Genomic DNA, 21,632 nt, shown 5'->3' with positions numbered 1-21,632 from the left:
GTGTTCGCGCACCGGCGTGTCAGGCCGAGTTCACCCATTCGTTGGTTCCGTCGGCGAAAAACTGCTGCTTCCACACCGGAAGCCGGGCCTTGATGGCGTCCACCAAACGCGCGCAGGTGTCAAACGCCGCCCGGCGATGGTCGGCGGCGACCGCGGCCACCAGGGCCGCGTCGCCGACCTCCAGGGTGCCGATCCGGTGACTTGCCGCGATCGCCCGCACACCGCAACACCGCTCGGCTATCTCCGCCAGCACATCGGCCATGACCTGCTCGGCCGACGGATGCGCGCAATACTCCAGCCGCACCACCCGCCGCCCGCCGTCGTGGTCGCGAACCACGCCGGCGAAGCCGACGACAGCCCCGGCGGCCCGCTGGCTCACCAGTTCCTCGTGCTCGGCGAGCACGATCGGCTGGTCGGTTAGCGTCGCACGCAGGACCCGGGTCATCGGTGGTGATCTTCGCCGGCGAGTTGGTCCAGCGCGTGGTCCAGCACGTCGGCGAGGACCGCGAGGCCGTCGCGCACCCCGCCGGGCGAACCGGGCAGGTTGACGATCAGGGTCCGGCCGGCGACGCCGCACACCCCGCGCGAGAGCACCGCGGTGGGGACCTTCGGCAAGCCCGCACGCCGGATGGCGTCGGCCAGACCGGGGATCTCGTAATCGAGCACCGCCATGGTCTGGGCGGGAGTGTGGTCGCTGGGTGAGATGCCGGTGCCGCCGGAAGTGATCACCAGGTCGACTCCGTCGGCGACGGCATCGCGCAACGCCCGGCCCACCGGCTCCCCGTCGGCAACCACCTCCGGTTGCACAGGTGAAAACCCGCGCTGCCCAAGCCATTCCACGATAATCGGCCCGCATCGGTCGGCGTACACTCCGGTCGACGCGCGAGTGGAGGCGATCACCACCCGAGCCGAGCGGGCGCTCATGGCCGCACCCAGGTACCGCTGCGCCCGCCTTCCTTGCGCAGCACCCGGACGTCGTCGATACGAGCCGCCGGGTCAACCGCTTTGACCATGTCGTAGAGCGTGAGCCCGGCGACGCTGACCGCGGTCAGGGCCTCCATCTCCACACCGGTGCGGTCGGTGCCGCGCACCGTCGCCGTGATCTCGATATCCGTCTCACCGACGGTGAAATCGACGTCGACACCGGTAAGTGCGAGCTGGTGGCACAACGGGATCAGCTCGCTGGTGCGTTTAGCGGCCACGATCCCCGCCACCCGGGCGGTGGCCAGCGCATCGCCCTTGGGCAGACCGGCGGCCGAGATCAGCGACACGACGCGCGCCGACGTCCGGAAGACCCCGGCGGCGACGGCGGTGCGCTTGGTGGCTTCTTTCCCGGTGACATCGACCATGTGCGCTGCACCCCGCTCATCGAGGTGCGATAGCGCGCCCGCATCGGGTTGCGATGTCACCGGAGCCTTGGGCATTCCGTTAAACCTATCGATTCACGACGGTGACCGGGTGTACGTAGGGCAATTCGTCTGCCGGCAGCGGGAACACCAGGTCACCGTATGGCGACAGCGCACCGGTCCGGTCGGTTTTCAGTTCGCTCACCGCATGATCGCTGGGATCGGTCGTCGGCCAGCCATTGTCGACGTACCTGGTGTTGCGTGATGTGTTCTCAGCGTTGTCAGCCACGGCTCCATTCTGACAGGTCACGGGCGGGCGTGTGGCTCGGCTGCGGGCTGGTACGCTCCGCTTGCTGGCCGTCGGCTTCGGGTTCGTTGCCCGGCTTCGTGCTCGTACGCTGGTCGGCGATGACCGAACACACCCCGGACATCCCGCTGGGATCCTGGCTGGCGGGGTTGCCCGACGCGCAGCTGGTGCGTCTGCTGGAGTTGCGCCCCGACCTCGCCCAGCCGCCGCCGGTCAGTATCGCCGCGCTCGCCGCCCGGGCGCAGGCCCGTCAGTCGATCAGGGCGGCCACCGATGACCTCGACTTCCTGCGGCTGGCGCTGCTCGACGCGCTGCTGGTGCTGCACGCCGACACCACCCCGGTGCCGGTCGCTAAGCTGCTCGCGCTGATCGGCCGACGCGCCCCGGAAAGCGAGATCCTTGGCGCACTGAATGACCTCAGGGACCGCGCCCTGGTGTGGGGAGACCCCCAGCTTCGGGTGGCCGCCGACGCAGCCGTGGCGCTACCGTGGCATCCGGGGCAGGTCACCCTGGAGGACGACTCTCAGACCGGCGAACAGATCGGCAAGCTGATCGCGGAGCTTGACGATCAAGAACTCGCCGTGCTTGACAAACTGCGGGAAGGGTCCCCACTGGGACGCACCCGCGACGCCGCGCCGGGGGCGCCTTCGGAGCGCCCGGTGCCGCGGTTGCTGGCCAAAGGGCTGCTACGGCGAATCGATGCCGAGACCGTGATTTTGCCCCGCCTGGTTGGGCACGTGCTGTACGGCCAGGAACCCGGTCCGACGCAGCTCAGCGCACCCGATCCGGCGGTCGCCAGCACCACGCAAGCCGACGTCGATGCCGCAGCGGCCGGGGCGGTCATCGATCTGCTGCGGGAGCTCGATGTGGTGCTTGACACCCTGGGCGCCGCGCCGGTCGTCACGCTGCGAAACGGCGGGCTGGGGGTACGAGAGGTCAGGCGGCTGGCGAAGGCGACCGGGATCGACGACGCGCGGCTGGGCCTCATCCTGGAGGTGGCGGCCGCCGCCGGCCTGATCGCCAGCGGCATACCCGATCCGCGACCACTTGACGGCCGACACGTTGAGGAGCCCCATTGGGCGCCGACGGTGGTCGCCGACCGGTTCGCCGAGGCACCCACCGCCGAGCGCTGGCATCTGCTGGCCCGCGCCTGGCTGGACCTACCGGCCCGTCCGGGGTTGATCGGCACCCGCGGTCCTGACGCCAAACCCTATGGTGCGCTGTCAGATTCGATATATTCGACGGCGGCCCCATTAGACCGCCGGCTGCTTTTAGGCATGCTGGCCGACCTGCCGGCGGGGGTCGGTGTCGACAACATCTCGGCATCGAAGGCGCTGGTCTGGCGGCGACCGCGCTGGGCCGGGCGGCTGCAGCCGGGCCCGGTGGCCGAACTGCTGGACGAGGCGCATCAGCTGGGATTGGTGGGGCGCGGGGCTATCAGCACGGCCGGGCGCGCGCTGCTGACCGACGCCACCGGTGATGCTGCCGTCGCGGCGATGGCCCACGCACTGCCCCAGCCGATCACCCACTTTGTGGTGCAGGCCGACCTGACGGTCGTGGTGCCCGGTCCGTTGGAGCGCCGGGTCGCCGAGGAGTTGGCCGCCGTCGCCACCGTCGAATCAGCCGGCACCGCAATGGTCTACCGCATCAGCGAACGGTCGATCCGGCACGCTTTGGATATCGGCAAGACCGCCGACTCCCTGCACGCGCTATTCGAGAGGCATTCCACAACACCGGTGCCGCAGGGACTCACGTACCTTATCGATGACGTTGCGCGTCGCCATGGGCGGCTTCGGGTCGGTGCGGCCGCATCATTTGTGCGATGTGACGACCCGGCGCTGTTGGCCGCCGCGGTCACCTCGCTGGCCGAACACCTGCAGTTACGTGCCCTGGCCCCGACGGTGGCGGTGTCTTCCGCCCCGATCGCCGAGGTGCTCGCCGCCTTGCGCGGAGCGGGTTTTGCCCCCGTCGCCGAGGACTCCTCCGGAGCCGTCGTCAATGTCCGGAGCCGGGGGGCCCGGATCGCCACACCGCGGCGCCGTCGCACCCCCCGCACGACGCCACGCCCCGGTCGGGAAACCCTGAACGCCATCGTCACGGTACTGCGCAGGGTGTCCACCGCGCCATTCACCGCCAGCAACGGGGAGTCACCGGATGCGATGTCGCAGTTGGCGCAGGCCGTGCGTCAGAAGGCCGCGGTGGTGATCGGCTACGTGGATAGCGCGGGTGTGCCCACCCGGCGGGTGGTCGCACCGATCGCCCTGCGCGGTGGCCAGTTGGTGGCCTTCGATTTGACCTCCGGACGGCCGCGGGATTTCGCCATTCACCGCATCACTTCGGTGGTACGCGCCGACGACGATGCACAGCGCGCCGAGGAGGAGGAGCAGCGCCAATGAATGACCGCCCGCTGATCGTGCAGTCCGATAAGACCGTGCTGCTCGAGGTGGACCACGAGTTGGCCGGTGAGGCGCGCGCCGCCATCGCGCCGTTCGCCGAGTTGGAACGCGCTCCCGAGCACGTGCACACCTATCGCATCACCCCGCTTGCCCTGTGGAACGCCCGTGCCGCCGGGCATGACGCCGAGCAGGTCGTCGACGCGCTGGTCAGTTACTCGCGTTACGCGGTACCGCAGCCACTGCTGGTCGACATCGTCGACACCATGGCCCGCTACGGCCGGCTACAGCTGGTCAAGCATCCGGCACACGGCCTAACGCTGGTCAGCCTCGATCGTCCGGTGCTTGAAGAAGTGCTGCGCAACAAGAAGATCACGCCGATGCTCGGCGCGCGCATCGATGACAACACCGTTGTCGTGCACCCCAGCGAACGTGGTCGAGTCAAGCAGATGCTGCTCAAAATCGGTTGGCCTGCAGAAGATCTCGCTGGCTATGTCGACGGTGAGGCGCACCCGATAAGCCTTCGGCAAAACGGCTGGCACCTCCGCGACTACCAGCAGATGGCGGTCGAGTCGTTCTGGTCGGGCGGATCCGGGGTGGTGGTGCTGCCGTGCGGCGCCGGTAAGACGTTGGTCGGAGCGGCGGCGATGGCAAAGGCCAGTGCGACGACGCTGATCTTGGTCACCAACACCGTTGCGGCGCGGCAGTGGAAACGCGAGCTCGTCAGGCGGACATCACTGACAGAGGACGAAATCGGCGAATACTCCGGCGAACGCAAGGAGATCCGGCCGGTCACCATCTCCACGTATCAGATGATGACCCGGCGCTCCAGAAAGGGCGATTATCACCACCTGGAGCTGTTCGACAGCCGCGATTGGGGATTGATCATCTACGACGAGGTGCATCTGCTTCCGGCGCCGGTGTTCCGGCTGACCGCCGAGCTGCAGTCGCGGCGCCGGCTCGGGCTGACGGCGACGCTAATCCGCGAGGACGGCCGCGAGGGTGACGTGTTCTCACTTATCGGCCCCAAACGCTATGACGCGCCCTGGAAAGACATCGAGGCCCAGGGCTGGATCGCGCCAGCGGAATGCGTCGAAGTGCGCGTGACGATGACCGACGGTGAGCGGATGAAGTACGCCACCGCCGAACCAGAGGAACGCTACCGGGTGTGCTCGACGGCACACACCAAAATCGCGGTGGTGAAAGCGATTCTGGAGAAGCATCCCGATGATCAGCGGCTGGTGATCGGGGCCTACCTCGACCAGCTCGACGAATTAGGCGCCGTGCTGGGCGCCCCCGTGATCCAGGGTGCTACCAAAACCGCTGAACGCGAAGCGCTGTTCGACGCCTTTCGCCGTGGTGAGCTGTCTACACTGGTGGTGTCCAAGGTAGCGAACTTCGCTATCGACTTGCCCGAAGCCTCCGTAGCGGTGCAGGTTTCGGGAACGTTCGGCTCACGCCAAGAGGAAGCCCAACGGCTGGGCCGGCTGCTGCGGCCTAAGGCCAACGGTGGCGGTGCCATCTTCTATTCCGTGGTCGCCCGCGACAGCCAGGATGCCGAATACGCCGCACACCGCCAGCGGTTCCTGGCCGAGCAGGGCTACGGCTATATCATTCGTGACGCTGAGGACCTGCTGGGGCCCGCGGTTTAGATTGTGGCGAGCAGACGCAAAAGCCCCCGAAACTCCGCGTTTCGGGGGCTTTTGCGTCTGCTGGGGCGCTAGCCCGTTCGTCGGAAAATATCGTCAGCAACCTGCTAACTCAACTCGGGAATCACCTCCCGTTCGAACAACTCAATACCGGACCGGTCATAGGCGGCCTCTGGGAAATAGCAGATCGCGTAGCCGCACCCGAGTTCACGCATGCGCGTCAGCCGCTCGATCACCTGCGCCGGTGTGCCCGTAGCCGACTGCCGCCCGCTGACGCCGGCCACCACCGAATCTGCCGCAGCAGGAACATGGCGAGCAATCCGGTCGCGCACCCGCCGCAGGCGGGATTGGACGTCGGTGTTCGATGAACCGATGACGACGTTGAAGTTGGCCGAGCGGACAATCGCATCGAAGTCGGTGCCGACGTCGCGGCAGTGTACAGCGAGGATCTCGGATTTGTGCGCGAAAGCGTCCGGCTCGCAGGAAAAGTTCGTATACTGCGCATATCTCGCCGCAATACGCAACGTCAGCTTTTCCCCACCGCCGGCGATCCACAAAGGAATACCTTTGTCCTGCAGTGGCTTCGGTTCCACGAGAGCGCCATCGACTCGATAATGCTCACCGGCGAAGCTGACTTTGCCGTCGCGCCAGGCGTCGCGCATGATCTGCACACCCTCATCCAACCGCTCGAGACGCACCCGCGCCGAAGGGAAACCGTAACCGTATGCCCGCCACTCATGTTCGTACCAGCCACCGCCGATGCCCATTTGGATGCGGCCGCCCGAGATAATGTCGACGGTGGCTGCCACCTTGGCCAGATAGACCGGATTGCGATAACTCATCGCGGTACACATCTGGCCCAACTTGATCCGTGACGTTATCGCCGCATACGCCGCCATCAGTGACCACGCTTCATGCGTTGCCTGACCGGTCGGCATCGGCACCGTGTGAAAGTGGTCATACACCCACAACGAATCCCACACCCCGGCGTCGGCGTAGCCGGCCAGACCACGCATGACGTCCCAGTGCTTCGCGGGTTCAATCCCGACCAGATCCAATCGCCAGCCTTGCGGGATATACAGTCCGAAGCGCATAGCTTGCGACTCTAGAACGTGCCGCCCGGCGGTGTCAGATTTCGGGGGCTCTCAGGGCGTCGGCCGGCTTGCCGAACCGGCCACGCCGCTTCCGCACCTTTCCGATCAGCGCCGGACGACCCCGGGTCGACAACGGCGTTGCGGGAAGCATCCGTCCCGGGCAATCCCCCGGGAACTGGCGGGTGCTCCAAAAGCCGTGGAGCGCAGCTCCCGGCTGCCGGTGGCGGCGCGTTTCCGCGGTGCGCGCCGGCAGGCGCGTCGCGGGTCGGCGTCGAGGGCAAGATGCCCACTTATTGCCCCGCCCACATTTGCGGTCACGGAATACCGTGAAGTTATGGCTTCTCGACAGACATTGTTTCGGATCTTCTACGGGCTCGGGTTTACTCCCTGGGACGGTCATCCGCAATCAGCGACGCTGCGGGAACTCATCGAGGGAACCAATGCGCTGCCGTCGGGATCGGCGCTTGATGTCGGATGCGGCACCGGAGACGCGTCGGTCTATCTCGCCCAACACGGCTGGCAAGTCACCGGGGTTGACTTCACGCCCAAGGCGCTCGACAAGGCGCGCGCCAAGGCCCGCGCCGCTGGCGTCACGGTCAACTTTGTTCGCGCCGACGTCACACATTTGAGTCAGGCCGGTGTCGGCGGGTTTTTCCAGTTGATCGTGGACAACGGTTGCTTCCACGGCATGAGTGCCGACGATCGTGATCTTTACGTCCGGGAGGTCACCGCGGCGGCCGCCCCAGAGGCACGGCTTTTCATAGTCGCCTTCAAACCCAGTGGTGGCTTCGGACCGGCGGGAGTCGAGCAATCCGAGATTGAGCGCCGGTTCACGCCCAAATGGGCGCTACTGTCGACGACCGATGAACCGCGGGGGACAAATGGAAACGGGTTTACGGCGCGATTTACGGCGCGATTTCAGGCACGCTCGTATCTGCTGCAGCGCAACGGGTAGCAGGCCACCAGACGTAAAAGCCCCCTAAACCTCACTGTTCCGCGGGCTTTTGCGCCTGCTCACGCTAAGAAGTCAGCGACTCCGGGGGCAAAAAGCGGTCGCCGTATTTGGTCGCCAGCTCGCGGGCCCGCGCGACGAACCCGTCCCTACCGCCGGGGTAGCCGACGATGAACTGGGCGGTGCCGCCGGTCCAGGGCGGGAACCCGATCCCCATGATCGATCCGATGTTGGCGTCGGCGGTGGAGGTCAGCACCCCCTCGTCGAGGCACTTCTGGGTTTCCAGTGCCTCGATAAAGAGCATCCGATCGATCATGTCTTGCAGCGGCGGCTTCGACACACCCGAGTGGAACGTCTCCCGCAGGCCGGGCCACAGCCGACTCCGCTTGCCGTCGACGTAGTCGTAGAAGCCGGCGCCTTTGAGCTTGCCGGGCCGCCCGAGCTCGAGCATCTTGTTGATGACGGCTTCCGCCGGATGCGGGGTGTAGGTTCCCCCCGCGGCCTCGACACCGTCCCGGGTGGCCTTGGCGATCTTGGCCATCAGCTCCAGGTTGAGCTCGTCGGAGAGTTGCAGCGGCGCCGCCGGGTAGCCGGCTTGCCCGCCGGCGTGTTCGATGCTGGCCGGCTCCACCCCTTCGCCGAGCATCGCGATCGCCTCGTTGAGAAACGTGCCGATCACCCGGGAGGTGTAAAAACCGCGGCTGTCATTGACCACAATCGGGGTCTTGCCGATCTGTAACGCCAAGTCGATCGCCTTCGCCAGCGTCGCGTCGGACGTCTTGTGCCCCTTGATGATCTCCAGCAACGGCATCTTGTCCGCGGGGGAGAAGAAGTGCAGGCCGATGAAGTCCCCGGCCCGCTTGACCCCGGTGGCCAACTCGGTGATCGGAAGTGTGGAGGTGTTGGAGCCCAGCACCGCGTCGGGCGCCACCAGCGGCTCGATTTCGGCGAACACCTTGTGCTTGAGCTCAACCGACTCGAATACCGCTTCGATGACCAGGTCGGCGCCCGCGGCGTCGTTCACGTCGGCGGTGGGGTGGATGCGACCGAGAAGCGCGTCGGACTTCTCCGGGGTGGTCTTGCCCTTCGAAAGCGCCTTAGCTTCCAGCTTCTCCGAGTACCCCTTGCCTTTCTGCGCGGCCTCCAGGCTGACGTCTTTGAGGATCACCTCCAGGCCGGCCTTGGCGCAGACGTAGGCGATGGCGGCACCCATCATCCCGGCGCCCAGCACCGCGACCTTCTTAAACGTGGTCTTCCCGTAGCCGGATGGCCGCGAACCCCCGGAGTTGATGTGCTGCAGGTCGAAGAAGAATGCCTGGATCATGTTCTTGGCGACCTGGCCGGTGACCAGTTGGGCGAAATAGCGGCTTTCGATGCGGGTGGCGGTGTCGAAGTCGACCTGCGAGCCCTCGACCGCGGCGGCCAGGATGGCGCGCGGCGCCGGCATCGGCGCCCCCTTGAGTTGCTTGCGCAGATTTGCCGGGAACGACGGCAGGATGGCCGCCAGCGACGGTGAACTGGGTGTGCCGCCGGGTATCTTGTAGCCCGGCTTGTCCCAAGGCTGCACGTGGTCCTCGGGATGGGTTTTGATCCACGCCTTGGCGGCGGGCACCAGTTCCTCGACGGTGGGCAGCACCTCGTCGACCAACCCGATGTCCTTGGCCTCGAGCGGCGTGAACCGGGTGCCGCTGGCGAGCACGTTGACAACGGCGTTCTGGATGCCAAACATCCGCACCGTGCGGGTGACACCCCCACCGCCGGGAAGCAGGCCCAACGTCACCTCCGGCAGGCCGATCCGGCTGCCCTTGACGTCGGCCGCAATACGGTGATGGCACGCCAGCGCGATCTCCAGTCCGCCGCCCAGCGCGGCGCCGTTGATGGCTGCCACGACCGGTCTGCCGAAGGTCTCCAGCGTGCGTAACTGCTTCTTGACCGTCTCCACGGTGTCGAAGAACTGTCCGGCGTCCTCGGGCCGGGCCCGCACCATGGCGGTGAGGTCGCCCCCGGCGAAGAACGTCTTCTTCGCGCTGGTGACCACCACTCCGGTGATCGAATCCTTTTCGGCAACAAGGCGATCGACGGCTTTGCCCATCGACTCGATGTAGGCCTCGTTCATCACGTTGGCCGACCCGGACGGATCGTCCATGGTCAGCGTGACGATCCCGTCGGTGTCCTTGTCCCACCGAATAGTGTTGTCGGGCATGGGCTTTTAGTTTCCCTTTCGCGGCTATTCGATACTTTTGGCGGATACTTTTGGCCGATACTTTTGGCGGCAATGTCGAGTTCTGCAGCCACCTCGCCGGTGCTTCCTAGACCCGTCTAGACCCGTTCGATGATGGTGGCCACCCCCATGCCGCCGCCGATGCACAACGTGACCAGCGCACGCCTGGCGTTGCGGCGCTCGAGTTCGTCGACCATGGTGCCCAGGATCATCGCGCCGGTGGCCCCCAGCGGGTGGCCCATCGCGATCGCCCCGCCGTTGACGTTGAGCTTCTCGTCGGGGATGCCCAGGTCTTTTTGGTACTTCAACACCACCGAGGCGAACGCCTCGTTGAGCTCGATCAGATCGATGTCATCCAGCGTCAGGCCGGCCCGGTCGAGCACCTTGCGGGTGGCCGGTTGCGGACCGGTCAGCATGATCGTCGGCTCGGCGCCGCTGGTTGCGGTGGCGACGATACGCGCACGCGGTGTCAAGCCCTGTGACGTGCCGGCGGCCTCGGAACCGACCAGCACCAGCGCCGCGCCGTCGACGATCCCGGAGCTGTTACCGCCGGTGTGCACGTGGTTGATCTTTTCCACCCAGTGGTACTTTTGCAGCGCGACATCGTCGAAACCGCCCATCGCGCCGATAGTGTCGAAGGCGGGCTTCAGCTTGGCCAGGCCCTCCATCGTGGTGTCGGGCCGCATATGCTCGTCGTGGTCGAGGATGACCAGGCCATTTTGGTCGCGCACCGGCACCACGGATTTGGCGAAGTAGCCGCCCGACCACGCCGCAGCCGCCCGTTGCTGAGAGCGCAGCGCATAGGCGTCCACGTCCTCGCGGGAGAAACCCTCGAGGGTGGCGATCAGGTCGGCGCTGATGCCCTGCGGCACGAACCCGATGTCGTAGTTGGTGGCCGGGTCCAGCGCCATCGCGCCCCCGTCGGAGCCCATCGGCACCCGGCTCATCGACTCGACGCCGCCGGCCAGCACCAGGTCGTCCCACCCGGAACGCACCTTCTGCGCGGCGATATTCACGGCCTCCAAACCCGATGCGCAGAACCGGTTGAGCTGCACACCACCGGTGGTGTCGGGCAATCCGGCGGCCAGCACGGCGGCCCGGGCGATGTCACCACCCTGGTCACCGACCGGCGACACCACGCCGAGGATGACGTCGCTGATCAGGTTCTCGTCGAGATCGGGAAAGCGTCTGCGCAGCTCGTTGATCAGGCCGACCACCAGGCTCAGCGGCTTGACCTCATGCAACGACCCGTTTTTCTGCTTGCCGCGCGGGGTGCGGATGGCTTCGTAGATGAAGGCTTCAGGTGACATGGCTGACCCCTCTTCGGCGTGTGGCATTTCGTACCCGCCACCCTAACAGCACGCCCGATCAACCTGTTGGTTGGGAGCTCGGTGGCCGCCCGAGCTGGGCTACCCTGGTCACCCCGGGTGCTGTGCGTCCTGCGAGCATGGTCACGAACCGAAACGCCCTACGCTCGACGACTATGACGGTGTCGCGATTGCAGCCGTACGCGACCACGGTGTTCGCCGAAATGTCGGCGCTGGCGGAGCGTCTCGGCGCGGTGAACCTCGGACAGGGCTTTCCCGACGAGGATGGACCGGCGGCGATGCTGAAAGCCGCCCAAGACGCCATCGCCGCGGGCGTCAACCAGTATCCGCCCGGCATCGGCATCCCGGCGCTCCGACAGGCCATCGCCGCCCACCGCAAACGGCATTTCGGCGTCGAGTACGACCCGGACACCGAGGTGCTGGTGACCGTCGGGGCCACCGAAGCCATCGCGGCGGCGGTGCTCGGCGTGGTCGAGCCGGGTTCGGAGGTGCTGCTGATCGAGCCGTTCTACGACTCCTACTCACCGGTGGTGGTGCTGGCGGGGGCTCAGCGGATAGCGGTGCCGCTGGTGCCCGACGGGCGGGGTTTCGCCCTGGACACCGATGCACTGCGGCGTTCGGTGACACCCCGAACCAGGGCGTTGATCGTCAACTCGCCGCACAACCCGACCGGCACGGTGCTCGGCCCGGCGGAGCTGGCGGTTATCGCCGAGGTCGCAACGGCGGGGGATCTGGTGGTCATCACCGATGAGGTGTACGAGCAGCTGGTGTACCCGTCCCCGGCGGGGCACCGCCACATTCCGCTGGCCACCTATCCGGGCATGGCCGAACGCACCATCACCATCTCCAGTGCGTCCAAGATGTTCAACTGCACCGGCTGGAAGATCGGATGGGCCTGCGGACCACCGCAACTCATCGCCGCAGTGCGCGCGGCCAAACAGTATCTGAGCTACGTCGGCGGCGCTCCGTTCCAGCCCGCGGTGGCGTTGGCGCTAAACACCGAAGATGCCTGGGTGGCTGCGCTGCGGACCTTGCTGCAGGCCCGGCGCGATCGGTTGGCGGCCGCGCTCGCCGACATCGGCTTCGGTGTGCATGACAGCTTCGGCACCTATTTCCTATGCGCCGACCCCAGGCCGCTGGGCTACCACGACAGCACGGCGTTCTGCGCGATGCTGCCGGAAAAGGTTGGCGTGGCGGCGATCCCGATGGCGGCGTTTTGCGATCCCGCGAACCGACATGCCGATGTGTGGAATCACCTGGTGCGCTTCACCTTCTGTAAGCGTGACGATACCCTCGATGAGGCCATCAGACGACTTGGCCTGCTGCGCGACGGCCTGACGACTGCCGCTACCTGACGCCTGTCGGGCCTGCGGTCAGGCCCAGCTGGAGCCCACGGCGGAGTCGGTGTCGAACATGTTGGAGCCGGCGGTTTGCACCTTGGCGCCGTGGGCGTTGGCCTGCTCGTAGATCACCTGGAAGTTGCGGCCCAACTCGGTGATGAACTGCTGGCAGGCCGTCGAACCCGCCCCACCCCAAAAGTCCCCGGCGGCAAGCACATCGCGCACGATGGCCTGATGCTCGGCCTCCAGCGCCATCGCCTGGGCGCGAATCGTGGCCCCGTGGGCGTCCACATCGGCGAACTGGTAATTGATCGTCATCTTGAAGGTCTCCTAACGTGAGAAAGCCTACGCAGCCAGTGCTTTCGGCGCTAGCTGCTCAGCAGGTGCTGGGAGGCCTGCTCTTGGGCCTCGTAGTTGTTGGCGTCGCGGATCAGCCCGTCACGCACCCCGTGCAGCATGGTCACGATGTTGCGAAACGCCTGATGCATCTGGGCCATGGTGTCATAGGAGGTGGCCTGCGCGGGCCCGCTCCAGCCCGCCCCGGCGATGTTTTGACTCGACGCCCACATCTTGCGGGCCTCATCCTCCACCGTTTGGGCGTGCACATCAAAACGGCCCGCCATCGCCCGCATCTGATTCGGGTCGGTCATAAAACGCGTCGTCATAGCGTGTCTCCTTCCGAAGTTCTGGATGGTAACTGGCGCGGTCGGCGCCCGGTGATCGGCGGGCGCCCCGCGCCCAACCGGTCAAAGTGCAACGATCTGAACGGAGTTCCTTTTCGTTATCCCTCCCTTTCGTTATCCGGCGGCCGGCGGGCGGGCGATCACTTCGGGACGAAACCCGTATCGGGGAGCCATACCGCCGATACCCGGCCCGGCCAGACTCGCCAACACCCGGTGGAGTTGCTCGGGCAGCTGGTTCAGGCTGCCCAGCATTCCCTGCCCGCCCAGGTTCCGGATCGGGCTTGCGGGCGCTGCGGCAGCCTCCAGCCATGGGGCGAGACCGAGACCGGTGGACGGTAATTCGGCGGTCAGGGGGTTGACCGCGCGGCCCGCCGCCCCCCATGCCTGCGGTACCGAGAGGGCACCGACCGACGTCGCCCGGCCCAGTCCCGCGGCCACCACCGCACCGCTGCCGCCGATACCCGGGCCGGCCGCGCTGACCGACCCGAACGCGCCGACCCCCGGCCCTATCCCGCCCGCCATGGCCGATCCCATCGCCGGAATCCCCTTGGCGGCCCCGGCGGTCGACAGCATCGACTTGAACATGTTGGCCATCGACATGCCCCGCATCGGCATCATCGACAGCTCCGACACCGGGAACATAGCGGACTTCAGATCGGTCATCGACGACGTCAACGACGGCGCGGAAGACGAGGACGACCCGGGCGGCATCGACGTCGCCGACATGGATGACGTTGCCGAGAGGGGTGAGGAGAGTCCCTGCAATGTCTGCGGTACCGCGGTCATCGCCTGGGAGGCCGTCATCGCCTGGGAGGCCGTCATCGCCTGGGACACCGTCAGCGGCGTGTTCGCGGCCGAGGCGCCGGTAGCCTGGGCGACCGCCGCATCCTGGGTGCTCAGCGCGGCCGGATTGGCGGCCTGGTGCGGGGGCGTAAAGGGAGCCAACGTCGAGGCGGTTGCCGACGCGGCAGCGTAGCCATACATGGCCGCCGCGTCCTGCGCCCACATCTGGGCGTACTGGGCTTCGGTGGCCGCGATCGCCGCGGTGTTTTGCCCGAGGAAATTCGTTGCGATCAACGATGCCAACACACTGCGATTGGCCGCGACCACCGCCGGCGGTACCGTCATCGCAAACGCCGCCTCATAGGCGGCCGCCGCCGCGCGTGCTTGTGCGGCGGTCTGCTCGGCCTGGGCGGCGGTGGTGCTCATCCACCCCACGTACGGCGCTGCCGCGGCAGCCATCGACACCGAGGCCGGGCCCAGCCACGACTCCGCGGTCAGCCCCGCGATCACCGCGCTATAGGACGCGGCAGCGGAGTGCAATTCGGCGGCCAGCCCCTCCCAGGCGGCCGCGGCGGTCAAAAGCGGCCCGGAACCGGCGCCGGCATACATTCGGGCGGAATTGATCTCCGGCGGGAGCATACCGAAATCCATCGCCACGTCACCTCTTGGTCTCAGGCGGCCACGATCGCGTTGGCGGCCTCGGTGGCGGCATACGACCGGGAACTGGCCGCCAAGACGGTAACGAACTGCTGATGAATCGCCGCGGCCTGGGCGCTGACCGCCTGGTAGATGCCGGCGTGCATGGCGAATTGTGCCGCAGTCAACGCCGAGACCTCGTCGGCGGCGGCGGGCGCCAGCTCAGTGGTAGGGAAGGCCGCAGCCGCGTTGGCGGTGCTCACCGCCGAGCCGATGGTCTCCAGGTCGCCAGCTGCGGAGGCCAGCATTTCGGGCTGTACGGTCAGGAATGTCACGGGCTTTCCTCCCTTGTCGAACGTGGTGACGGCCCGCGTCGGGGTCGCCGTAATGGATTCGACGCCGACGTTTCCCGGCGAAGCTGAAGGGGAGCTGAAAAAGGTGCGAGACGCCAGGTTTTGCTCAGCCTCCCTTCAGGAAGGGGGCGTCACAATAAGCGGTGTGCATGGCGCCCGGCATCGGCCGAACCCGGAAACCCGCCCGCCGAGGGTGCTGGTGGTTGAGGACTACGGTGCCATCCGCGAGATGGTGGTCGAGGCGCTTGCCGATGCCGGGTATGTCAGCGGCGGACGGGCGGACGGGCGCGGGCTAGAGGACGTGCTGGCCGCGTTTCGCCCGGATCTGGTGGTACTGGACGTGATGCTGCCCGGCCGTGACGGTTTCGCGCTCATCGACGTGGTGCGCGGCTACGGTGACGCGGGCATCGTCTTGCTCACCGCCAAAGACGCGCTGCCCGATCGGGTGCGTGGGTTAGACGCCGGCGCGGACGACTATGTGATCAAACCGTTCGACGTGGCCGAGTTGATCTCCCGAGTGGGCGCCGTGCTGCGGCGGCGGGGACGGGTGCCGTCGGCCATGCAGGTCGGTGACCTGGTCGTGGACGTGGAGGCCGGCGTGGTGAGCCGCGCCGGCGCGGTCTTGGATCTCACCGGAACCGAGTTCAAGCTGCTCAGTTACCTGGTCGAACAGCGCGGGCGGACGGTGAGCAAGGAGCAGATCCTGGCCGCGGTCTGGGGATACGACGCCTACGACGCCAACCTCGTCGAGGTCTATATCAGCGCGCTGCGGCGCAAGCTGGAGGCCCACGGGTCACGGATGCTGCACACGGTGCGGGGACTGGGCTATCAGCTATCGGCGGGTCAGCGATGACCGCTGCGACCACACCCACCCCGTCGCTGCGGCGGCGGGTGACGGTCGCGACGGTCGGTGTGATCGCGATCTTGCTGGTCGCGCTCGGTATGGCGATCGATCAGGTGGTTGGCGTTCAGCTCAACCGTGACCTGGAAGCCCGGCTGGGCGATAACATCGTCCGCGCGGCCAACCTGGTGAAGGCCGGGGTCGGACCGTCCGAACTCGTCACCCAGTTGCAAGGCCACCAAATCCGTGTCCAGGTCATCGGCCGCGACGGCACCCGCTACGGAGACCGAACGCTGGTGCCCGCTTCATCACCGCCGGTGCCGCGGGTGGGACCCCCGCCGCCACCGTCCCGCGGCGAGCGGAACAGCAAAACGGTGACCCGCGTGCTGCGGGACGGTTCGACACTCACCATGGTGGCAACCACCAGCGGGATCCATGCCCGCCGAGCCGAACTGCGCCGGGATCTGCTCATCGGCGGCGCCGCCGCGCTGATGGTGGTCACGCTGTTGGTCAGGCTCGCCGTCGGGCGTGCGCTGGCACCGCTGCAACGGATTACCTCGATAGCGGAGCGGATCACCTACGGTGACCGGGGGCGCCGCCTCCGCCCGGACCGTCCGACGACGGAACTCGGTCAGGCCGCCGCCGCTTTCGACAACATGCTCGACGCCCTGGAGGACGCCGAGATCCACGCCCGGCAGGCCGCCGAGAGCGCGCAGCGAGCCGAGGCGAAAACCCGCCAGTTCCTCTCCGACGCGGCGCATGAGCTGCGCAGCCCGGTGGCCGGCATCCAGGCGGTGGTGCAGCAACTGACCGCCACCACCGAAGCAACCGGTGACGCCGACGACGCGACGACCGTCCGGCGACGCCGATACGCGGCGCTGCTGGACCGTGAGGCGCGCCGGGCTACCAGGCTGGTGTCCGACATGCTCGACATCGCCAGTATCGATGCGGGCGTGGTGCAGCCCAACGAGGATATCGACCTGTTGGACATCGTCGCGGTCGAAGTGGACCGGGCCGCCGTGCTCGCCCCCGCCCTGACCGTGCGGCTGATCGGGGACGGCAACCCGTTGCCCATCCGCGCCGACCCCAGCCGAATCTCCCAGATCCTGTCCAACCTGCTGGACAACGCCCGCCGATACACCCCGCCCGGCGGCGAGATCACGGTGTGCACCGCGGTTCGCGGGCACAACGCCGAAGTGGTGATCACCGACACCGGCCCCGGTATTCCGCCCGGCGACCGCGAGCGGGTGTTCGACCGGCTGGTCCGCCTCGACGGCTCCCGGGGCCGCGACTCCGGCGGCGCCGGTCTCGGCCTGCCGATCGCCCGGGCATTGGCTCAAGCGCACCACGGCGCACTGGAGTGCCTTCCGCGGGGCGCCGGGGCGCAATTCCGGCTAACCCTGCCGTTGATTCCGGCCACGGATCTGGGTCAACCGTTTCGGCGGGCCCCCGTCGCGGATTGCCGCCCGGCTCCGCCTTCGTGAGCGTCGCTCGGGTGCCTTCGTCCCCCGGGCCGGCCGGGGCCGGGCGCCAACGCTGCGTCACCGACTACGTTAGCGGTCGTACTTCATGCTCAGCACCCGGTTGCGCAGTCCCGCGGTCGCGGTGTCCAGCACCGCGTTGACGGCGCGTTTGAGCAGGAAGCCGGGCAGCGGCACCAACGGGTCGACGGTGATGTCGAACTTCACCCGAGTGGTCTGGCCCTCGGGCGTCAAGGTGTAGGCGGCGTCCTGGGAACGCTGCCGGGTGGCGCTGACCAGCGTCCAGCTCACGGTGTTGTCGCCCCAGGTGTAGGCCACTACCTGCTCGTCGGTGATGCCGGCGATCTTGACCTTCATCCTCGCCACGGTCGGCCGCCCGTCGGCTCCGGTCTCTACCACCTCAGAGCTCCGGTGCGCCGGGGACCACTCGGGCAGCGACTCGAGATCGGCGATGACGTCCAGGACCTCCTCCGGGCTGGCTTCGATGACGACTTCGCGCGATTCGCTGATTGGCATGGCCCGCACCATAGCGAGGCGGCGGAGCACCCGGAGCGGTTTCGGCCGCGACGGTACCGTCATCCTTGTGATTGGTGCCAACGAATGCGTCTACACCGTCGGGGACTACCTGCTCGACCGCCTCGCCGAACTCGGCGTTTCGGAGGTCTTCGGCGTTCCCGGCGACTACAACCTGGAATTTCTTGACCACATCGTCGCTCACCCCCGCATCCGGTGGGTGGGCAACGTCAACGAGCTGAATGCCGGCTACGCCGCCGACGGTTATGGACGGCTGCGCGGAATCTCAGCCGTGGTCACAACATTCGGGGTGGGTGAGCTGTCGGTGGCCAACGCGATCGCGGGCAGCTACGCCGAGCACGTGCCGGTGGTCCACATCGTCGGCGGCCCCTCCAAGGACGCTCAGGCCACGCGCCGTGCCCTGCACCATTCACTCGGCGATGGAGATTTCGATCATTTCCTGCGGATAAGTCGTGAAATAACCTGTGCCCAAGCGAATCTCATGCCGGCCACCGCTACCAGAGAGATCGACCGGGTGCTCAGTGAAGTGCGTGAACAAAAGCGCCCCGGTTACCTGCTGATCGCCACCGATGTCGCACGTTTTCCGGTCGAGCCGCCGAGCACCCCGCTTCCCCGTTATACCGGCGGCACCAGCCCGCGGGCGCTGTCGTCGTTCATCGACGCCGCAGCCGAGCTCATCGCCGACCACCAGGTGACGGTGCTGGCCGATTTCCTGGTCCATCGACTGCACGCGGTCAAAGAGCTCGAGACGTTGCTGGCGGCCGACGTGGTTCCGTATGCCACGTTGATGTGGGGCAAAAGCCTGGTCGATGAGAGTGCGCCCAACTTTTTGGGCATTTATGCGGGAGCGTCCAGCGCCGAACCGGTGCGCCGCGCGATCGAACAGGCTCCGGTTCTGGTGACGGCGGGAGTGATGTTCACCGACATGGTCAGCGGTTTCTTCACCCAGCGCATCGACCCGGCGCGCACCATCGACGTCGGCCAGTACCAAAGCACCGTGGCCGGCCGGGTGTTCGCTCCGCTGGAGATGGCCGCCGCGCTAAATGCCCTGGCCGGCATCCTCAAACAGCGCGGGCGGACGTCGCCGCCGGTCTCGGTGACATCGGATGATCCGCGCCCGGCCCGGCCCGCGCGCGACCAACCGCTCACCCAGCAGATCCTCTGGGACAGGCTGGCCGAGGCACTGACCCCCGGCAACGTGGTGCTCGCCGATCAAGGAACCTCCTTCTACGGCATGGCAGCGCACCGGCTTCCGCGCGGCGTGACCTTTATCGGACAACCGCTCTGGGGCTCAATCGGTTACACGTTGCCCGCGGCGCTCGGGGCAGCGTTAGCCCACCCGGACCGCAGAACCGTGTTGCTGATCGGGGACGGCGCCGCGCAGCTGACGGTGCAAGAACTCGGCGCGTTTTCTCGCGAAGGGCTCTCACCGGTCATCGTGGTCGTCAACAACGCGGGCTATACCATCGAACGGATGATCCGCGGGAAGACGGCCCCATACAACGACATTGTGAGCTGGAAATGGGTCGACATCCCCGACGTGCTCGGGGTTAGCAATCATATGACCTTTCGGGCGCAGACCTACGGGGAACTCGACGACGCCCTCACCGCGGCCGGCCGGCATCAGGACCGATTGATTCTGGTCGAGGCAGTCGTACCGCGACTCGATATTCCAGACCTGTTAACCGAATTGACGCAACCAACGTCGCAGGACGGCACCGTGCGGCGGTGAAAGAGCCGTGCTCGGGGCTGAGCTGCGGTGTATGCGGTTCGGTCCCTGTCGGATCGGCCCAAGCGGCGCTTTCCGGCGATCCCGTCACTGCTCGATAGACACCATGTCCATGAATGTGCCGGCGAACAGCGGTGGGTATGCGCCGATGCCGCCAACCCGGGTCATCCACTGCGCCACCACATCGGGATGTTCGATCCAGCGCATCGCACCCTTCTCGTCGCCAATGTCCTGCAGGATCAAGACTTCGTGCGTGTCGTCGAAAGCCTGGAATATCCATGTTTTTCTAATGCCGGCCGCCTGGAATCTGCCGATCGCACCGCGGATCTCGGCGGCCAAAGCGGCCACGTCGTCGACCGACGCGACCGCAGCCACTATCACGCCATGCGCTGTCGGTACGCGAGCGGGCGTCGAATCGAACCTTTCGACGATCTCGCCGGCGAAGACCGCGGGGATGTCGTCGACGCCGATCGCGTCGAACCAGTCGAAGAAGACACGCGATCGCAGCAACTCCACGACCGGTTGCCGGCTGCGCACTCCTATCAGCACCAGGACGCGCCCGTCGTCGTGGGTTGACCGGTAAACCAGGACGTGGTGGGCGCCGATGCCGGCGAGACCGGGCATGCGCCGTCGAAGCAGCGGGCATACCCGGTCCGGATCGGGGACGCGGCAGTCCGAGGCGATCACCATCGAATGCAGCCCGCCGGTGATCACCGTGGTCGACCGTTCCTCATCGCGCCACCGCCATACCACGGTGGCCCCTCGAGAGATTCCCCGCCTCGGGGTGCTTCGGCAAAGCGCGCGTTGCCGCTGTTAGTCTTCATAATCGCGATTCACCGAGAATATCCGAGACTACCCGGGAAACCATGTCCTCCGGCGGAGATCACACCGTGCTTCCAACCCCGGAAGCCAGCGGAGCGGTGCCGTGATGAGCGCCCGGCGGCTCGTGCTGGGTGCGGCGGTCGGGCTGGCGGCGACAATCCGCGCGATGGCGAGCGCGCACGCCGACGACCCGGTCAAGCATCACGTCATATACCGTGTCAGCGCACAGAGCCCGATCTACGCCGACATCTATTACCTGGCTCAGGAGCCGGCGATCTTCGCCGAGTACAGCCACAACCCGTACCAGTTCGTGCCGAACGTGAAAACCGACATCACCCCGAACAAACCGTGGAGCTACGAACTGGACCTGGCAAACCCCGATCAGTGGGCCCTGGTCACCGCCAGCACCGGGACCGAACCGGGCACGCCGATGTTTCACTGTGAGCTCATGGTGGACGGGAAAGTCGTGGTCGCAAAGGACGGCCCCAAAGGTGTGCTCTGCTCGATACGCCACTGGTGAGCCGTCCGGAAGCCTTCTCACAGTCACTCGTTCGGCGGGCTCGTTCGGCGAGGACGATCAGCAAGGGCGATCAGCAAGGGCGATCAGCAAGAAGATGTCCCAGGGAAACCCGTTAGGTGTCCGCGCGAGTCCAAAAGGTACGGCCATTTTGGGCTATGCAGGTGAGGAACAGCCCATCGGGTGCCTGGGCGACGTAGTTCGACCACCGGGTGCAGTCGGCGTTTTCCTCCTTGACTCCCGCCATCGGCGGCGACCGGAACCATCTGGGCTGATACCGGCGCGGTGAGCCGCAAAACACCAGCCGCCCCCAGTCGGTGACCCCGAAGACGTAATAGGTGGTGTTCTCACACGGCGCGCCGAGCACTACACCCGCAGCGATGCCCGGGGTACAGGCCGGGTAGTCACAGACCGTCGGACCGGCACCGGCGGGTGGCACCGGTGCGATGCCGACACCGATCAGCGCGGCGATCAGTGCCGCCACGCGGCCCGCTCGACCCCGGTGCCGGCGCCTCGAGTTCACTCCGCGATTCTGCGACACACCTTTTTGCGGCACACCGCGTACGCCAACAGCCACCGCGCCCGAAGCCCTCACGAAAGACAACCCCACCGTGTCGCCGGCC

Annotated in this window: 22 protein-coding genes; 8 read left to right on the top strand and 14 right to left on the bottom strand. The window is 66.8% G+C overall.

Annotation, left to right across the window (positions count from 1 at the left end):
- Positions 1-19: 19 nt before the first annotated feature.
- The 4 genes from QJR12_RS14375 to QJR12_RS14360 are packed head-to-tail and all read right to left on the bottom strand — an operon-like array spanning position 20 to position 1,635.
- Positions 20-445 (bottom strand): molybdenum cofactor biosynthesis protein MoaE, encoded by a 426-nt coding sequence (locus QJR12_RS14375; protein ID WP_300583557.1) that lies wholly within the window; start codon positions 443-445, stop codon positions 20-22.
- On the bottom strand, positions 442-924 hold the full coding sequence (locus QJR12_RS14370) for a MogA/MoaB family molybdenum cofactor biosynthesis protein (RefSeq protein ID WP_300583555.1): 483 nt from the start codon (positions 922-924) through the stop codon (positions 442-444). Before QJR12_RS14370 ends, QJR12_RS14375 begins: the two co-directional genes overlap by 4 nt.
- The gene (moaC, locus tag QJR12_RS14365; RefSeq protein WP_300583552.1) at positions 921-1,424 is read right to left on the bottom strand and encodes a cyclic pyranopterin monophosphate synthase MoaC; all 504 of its coding nucleotides are present in this window, start codon (positions 1,422-1,424) and stop codon (positions 921-923) included. Before moaC ends, QJR12_RS14370 begins: the two co-directional genes overlap by 4 nt.
- A gap of 10 nt (positions 1,425-1,434) precedes the next feature.
- Positions 1,435-1,635 carry a hypothetical protein gene (locus QJR12_RS14360; protein ID WP_300583549.1) on the bottom strand — a complete coding sequence of 67 codons (201 nt, stop codon included), beginning with the start codon at positions 1,633-1,635 and terminating at the stop codon, positions 1,435-1,437.
- Positions 1,636-1,754: 119 nt separating this feature from the next.
- Between QJR12_RS14360 and QJR12_RS14355 the strand changes: the two genes are divergently transcribed.
- On the top strand, positions 1,755-4,049 hold the full coding sequence (locus tag QJR12_RS14355; RefSeq protein ID WP_300583547.1) for a helicase C-terminal domain-containing protein: 2,295 nt from the start codon (positions 1,755-1,757) through the stop codon (positions 4,047-4,049).
- Positions 4,046-5,698 carry a DNA repair helicase XPB gene (locus QJR12_RS14350; protein ID WP_300583545.1) on the top strand — a complete coding sequence of 551 codons (1,653 nt, stop codon included), beginning with the start codon at positions 4,046-4,048 and terminating at the stop codon, positions 5,696-5,698. The genes QJR12_RS14355 and QJR12_RS14350 overlap by 4 nt, the downstream gene beginning before the upstream one ends.
- A 104-nt stretch (positions 5,699-5,802) precedes the next feature.
- Here QJR12_RS14350 and QJR12_RS14345 read toward each other — a convergent pair whose 3' ends face one another.
- Positions 5,803-6,789 carry an LLM class F420-dependent oxidoreductase gene (locus QJR12_RS14345; protein ID WP_300583543.1) on the bottom strand — a complete coding sequence of 329 codons (987 nt, stop codon included), beginning with the start codon at positions 6,787-6,789 and terminating at the stop codon, positions 5,803-5,805.
- A 334-nt stretch (positions 6,790-7,123) separates the two neighbouring features.
- On the opposite strand from QJR12_RS14345, the gene QJR12_RS14340 reads away from it, so the two are divergent.
- Positions 7,124-7,744 (top strand): class I SAM-dependent methyltransferase, encoded by a 621-nt coding sequence (locus QJR12_RS14340; protein ID WP_300583541.1) that lies wholly within the window; start codon positions 7,124-7,126, stop codon positions 7,742-7,744.
- Between the two features lie 64 nt (positions 7,745-7,808).
- On the opposite strand, the gene QJR12_RS14335 is transcribed toward QJR12_RS14340, so the two are convergent.
- Both QJR12_RS14335 and QJR12_RS14330 read right to left on the bottom strand, forming a co-directional pair.
- The gene (locus QJR12_RS14335) at positions 7,809-9,944 is read right to left on the bottom strand and encodes a 3-hydroxyacyl-CoA dehydrogenase NAD-binding domain-containing protein (RefSeq protein WP_300583539.1); all 2,136 of its coding nucleotides are present in this window, start codon (positions 9,942-9,944) and stop codon (positions 7,809-7,811) included.
- 116 nt (positions 9,945-10,060) lie between these two features.
- Positions 10,061-11,272: an acetyl-CoA C-acetyltransferase gene (locus tag QJR12_RS14330; RefSeq protein WP_300583537.1), complete on the bottom strand. Its 1,212-nt coding sequence runs from the start codon at positions 11,270-11,272 to the stop codon at positions 10,061-10,063.
- 173 nt (positions 11,273-11,445) lie between these two features.
- Between QJR12_RS14330 and QJR12_RS14325 the strand changes: the two genes are divergently transcribed.
- Positions 11,446-12,645, top strand: a complete 1,200-nt coding sequence (locus QJR12_RS14325; protein ID WP_300583534.1) for a pyridoxal phosphate-dependent aminotransferase — start codon at positions 11,446-11,448, stop codon at positions 12,643-12,645.
- 18 nt (positions 12,646-12,663) lie between these two features.
- Here QJR12_RS14325 and QJR12_RS14320 read toward each other — a convergent pair whose 3' ends face one another.
- From QJR12_RS14320 to QJR12_RS14305, 4 genes are all read right to left on the bottom strand, one after another.
- Positions 12,664-12,948 (bottom strand): WXG100 family type VII secretion target, encoded by a 285-nt coding sequence (locus QJR12_RS14320; RefSeq protein ID WP_300582395.1) that lies wholly within the window; start codon positions 12,946-12,948, stop codon positions 12,664-12,666.
- A 50-nt stretch (positions 12,949-12,998) separates the two neighbouring features.
- Positions 12,999-13,295 carry a WXG100 family type VII secretion target gene (locus tag QJR12_RS14315; protein ID WP_300582516.1) on the bottom strand — a complete coding sequence of 99 codons (297 nt, stop codon included), beginning with the start codon at positions 13,293-13,295 and terminating at the stop codon, positions 12,999-13,001.
- Between the two features lie 132 nt (positions 13,296-13,427).
- Positions 13,428-14,747 (bottom strand): PPE family protein, encoded by a 1,320-nt coding sequence (locus QJR12_RS14310; protein WP_300583531.1) that lies wholly within the window; start codon positions 14,745-14,747, stop codon positions 13,428-13,430.
- Between the two features lie 20 nt (positions 14,748-14,767).
- On the bottom strand, positions 14,768-15,067 hold the full coding sequence (locus tag QJR12_RS14305) for a PE family protein (RefSeq protein WP_300583529.1): 300 nt from the start codon (positions 15,065-15,067) through the stop codon (positions 14,768-14,770).
- A 52-nt stretch (positions 15,068-15,119) separates the two neighbouring features.
- On the opposite strand from QJR12_RS14305, the gene QJR12_RS14300 reads away from it, so the two are divergent.
- Both QJR12_RS14300 and QJR12_RS14295 read left to right on the top strand, forming a co-directional pair.
- The gene (locus QJR12_RS14300) at positions 15,120-15,938 is read left to right on the top strand and encodes a response regulator transcription factor (RefSeq protein ID WP_300583526.1); all 819 of its coding nucleotides are present in this window, start codon (positions 15,120-15,122) and stop codon (positions 15,936-15,938) included.
- Positions 15,935-17,410, top strand: a complete 1,476-nt coding sequence (locus QJR12_RS14295; RefSeq protein WP_300583524.1) for a HAMP domain-containing sensor histidine kinase — start codon at positions 15,935-15,937, stop codon at positions 17,408-17,410. The genes QJR12_RS14300 and QJR12_RS14295 overlap by 4 nt, the downstream gene beginning before the upstream one ends.
- Before the next feature lie 69 nt (positions 17,411-17,479).
- Here the strand turns inward: QJR12_RS14295 and QJR12_RS14290 are convergent, their stop codons facing one another.
- A complete protein-coding gene (locus QJR12_RS14290) occupies positions 17,480-17,923 on the bottom strand; it encodes an SRPBCC family protein (protein WP_300583521.1) in 444 nt (147 codons plus the stop codon).
- A 67-nt stretch (positions 17,924-17,990) separates the two neighbouring features.
- Between QJR12_RS14290 and QJR12_RS14285 the strand changes: the two genes are divergently transcribed.
- On the top strand, positions 17,991-19,673 hold the full coding sequence (locus QJR12_RS14285; RefSeq protein ID WP_300583518.1) for an alpha-keto acid decarboxylase family protein: 1,683 nt from the start codon (positions 17,991-17,993) through the stop codon (positions 19,671-19,673).
- An 84-nt stretch (positions 19,674-19,757) separates the two neighbouring features.
- Here the strand turns inward: QJR12_RS14285 and QJR12_RS14280 are convergent, their stop codons facing one another.
- Positions 19,758-20,384 (bottom strand): fatty-acid--CoA ligase, encoded by a 627-nt coding sequence (locus QJR12_RS14280; RefSeq protein ID WP_300583770.1) that lies wholly within the window; start codon positions 20,382-20,384, stop codon positions 19,758-19,760.
- 274 nt (positions 20,385-20,658) lie between these two features.
- Here QJR12_RS14280 and QJR12_RS14275 point away from each other — a divergent pair, with 274 nt between their 5' ends.
- Positions 20,659-21,012 carry a hypothetical protein gene (locus QJR12_RS14275; RefSeq protein ID WP_300583767.1) on the top strand — a complete coding sequence of 118 codons (354 nt, stop codon included), beginning with the start codon at positions 20,659-20,661 and terminating at the stop codon, positions 21,010-21,012.
- Between the two features lie 112 nt (positions 21,013-21,124).
- Here QJR12_RS14275 and QJR12_RS14270 read toward each other — a convergent pair whose 3' ends face one another.
- Positions 21,125-21,493, bottom strand: a complete 369-nt coding sequence (locus QJR12_RS14270) for a hypothetical protein (protein WP_300583515.1) — start codon at positions 21,491-21,493, stop codon at positions 21,125-21,127.
- Between the last annotated feature and the right edge of the window lie 139 nt (positions 21,494-21,632).

Source organism: Mycobacterium sp. (assembly GCF_029961025.1).
Taxonomy (GTDB): Bacteria; Actinomycetota; Actinomycetes; order Mycobacteriales; family Mycobacteriaceae; genus Mycobacterium.
This window is presented reverse-complemented; position numbering and strand designations above follow the sequence as displayed.

What these genes read in the sequence shown, in the direction of transcription:
- QJR12_RS14375 (WP_300583557.1), bottom strand. Translation starts at nt 445, where the DNA reads ATGACCCGGGTCCTGCGTGCGACGCTAACCGACCAGCCGATCGTGCTC.
- QJR12_RS14370 (WP_300583555.1), bottom strand. Translation starts at nt 924, where the DNA reads ATGAGCGCCCGCTCGGCTCGGGTGGTGATCGCCTCCACTCGCGCGTCG.
- moaC (WP_300583552.1), bottom strand. Translation starts at nt 1,424, where the DNA reads ATGCCCAAGGCTCCGGTGACATCGCAACCCGATGCGGGCGCGCTATCG.
- QJR12_RS14355 (WP_300583547.1), top strand. Translation starts at nt 1,755, where the DNA reads ATGACCGAACACACCCCGGACATCCCGCTGGGATCCTGGCTGGCGGGG.
- QJR12_RS14350 (WP_300583545.1), top strand. Translation starts at nt 4,046, where the DNA reads ATGAATGACCGCCCGCTGATCGTGCAGTCCGATAAGACCGTGCTGCTC.
- QJR12_RS14345 (WP_300583543.1), bottom strand. Translation starts at nt 6,789, where the DNA reads ATGCGCTTCGGACTGTATATCCCGCAAGGCTGGCGATTGGATCTGGTC.
- QJR12_RS14340 (WP_300583541.1), top strand. Translation starts at nt 7,124, where the DNA reads ATGGCTTCTCGACAGACATTGTTTCGGATCTTCTACGGGCTCGGGTTT.
- QJR12_RS14335 (WP_300583539.1), bottom strand. Translation starts at nt 9,944, where the DNA reads ATGCCCGACAACACTATTCGGTGGGACAAGGACACCGACGGGATCGTC.
- QJR12_RS14330 (WP_300583537.1), bottom strand. Translation starts at nt 11,272, where the DNA reads ATGTCACCTGAAGCCTTCATCTACGAAGCCATCCGCACCCCGCGCGGC.
- QJR12_RS14325 (WP_300583534.1), top strand. Translation starts at nt 11,446, where the DNA reads ATGACGGTGTCGCGATTGCAGCCGTACGCGACCACGGTGTTCGCCGAA.
- QJR12_RS14320 (WP_300582395.1), bottom strand. Translation starts at nt 12,948, where the DNA reads ATGACGATCAATTACCAGTTCGCCGATGTGGACGCCCACGGGGCCACG.
- QJR12_RS14315 (WP_300582516.1), bottom strand. Translation starts at nt 13,295, where the DNA reads ATGACGACGCGTTTTATGACCGACCCGAATCAGATGCGGGCGATGGCG.
- QJR12_RS14310 (WP_300583531.1), bottom strand. Translation starts at nt 14,747, where the DNA reads ATGGATTTCGGTATGCTCCCGCCGGAGATCAATTCCGCCCGAATGTAT.
- QJR12_RS14300 (WP_300583526.1), top strand. Translation starts at nt 15,120, where the DNA reads ATGGATTCGACGCCGACGTTTCCCGGCGAAGCTGAAGGGGAGCTGAAA.
- QJR12_RS14295 (WP_300583524.1), top strand. Translation starts at nt 15,935, where the DNA reads ATGACCGCTGCGACCACACCCACCCCGTCGCTGCGGCGGCGGGTGACG.
- QJR12_RS14290 (WP_300583521.1), bottom strand. Translation starts at nt 17,923, where the DNA reads ATGCCAATCAGCGAATCGCGCGAAGTCGTCATCGAAGCCAGCCCGGAG.
- QJR12_RS14275 (WP_300583767.1), top strand. Translation starts at nt 20,659, where the DNA reads ATGGCGAGCGCGCACGCCGACGACCCGGTCAAGCATCACGTCATATAC.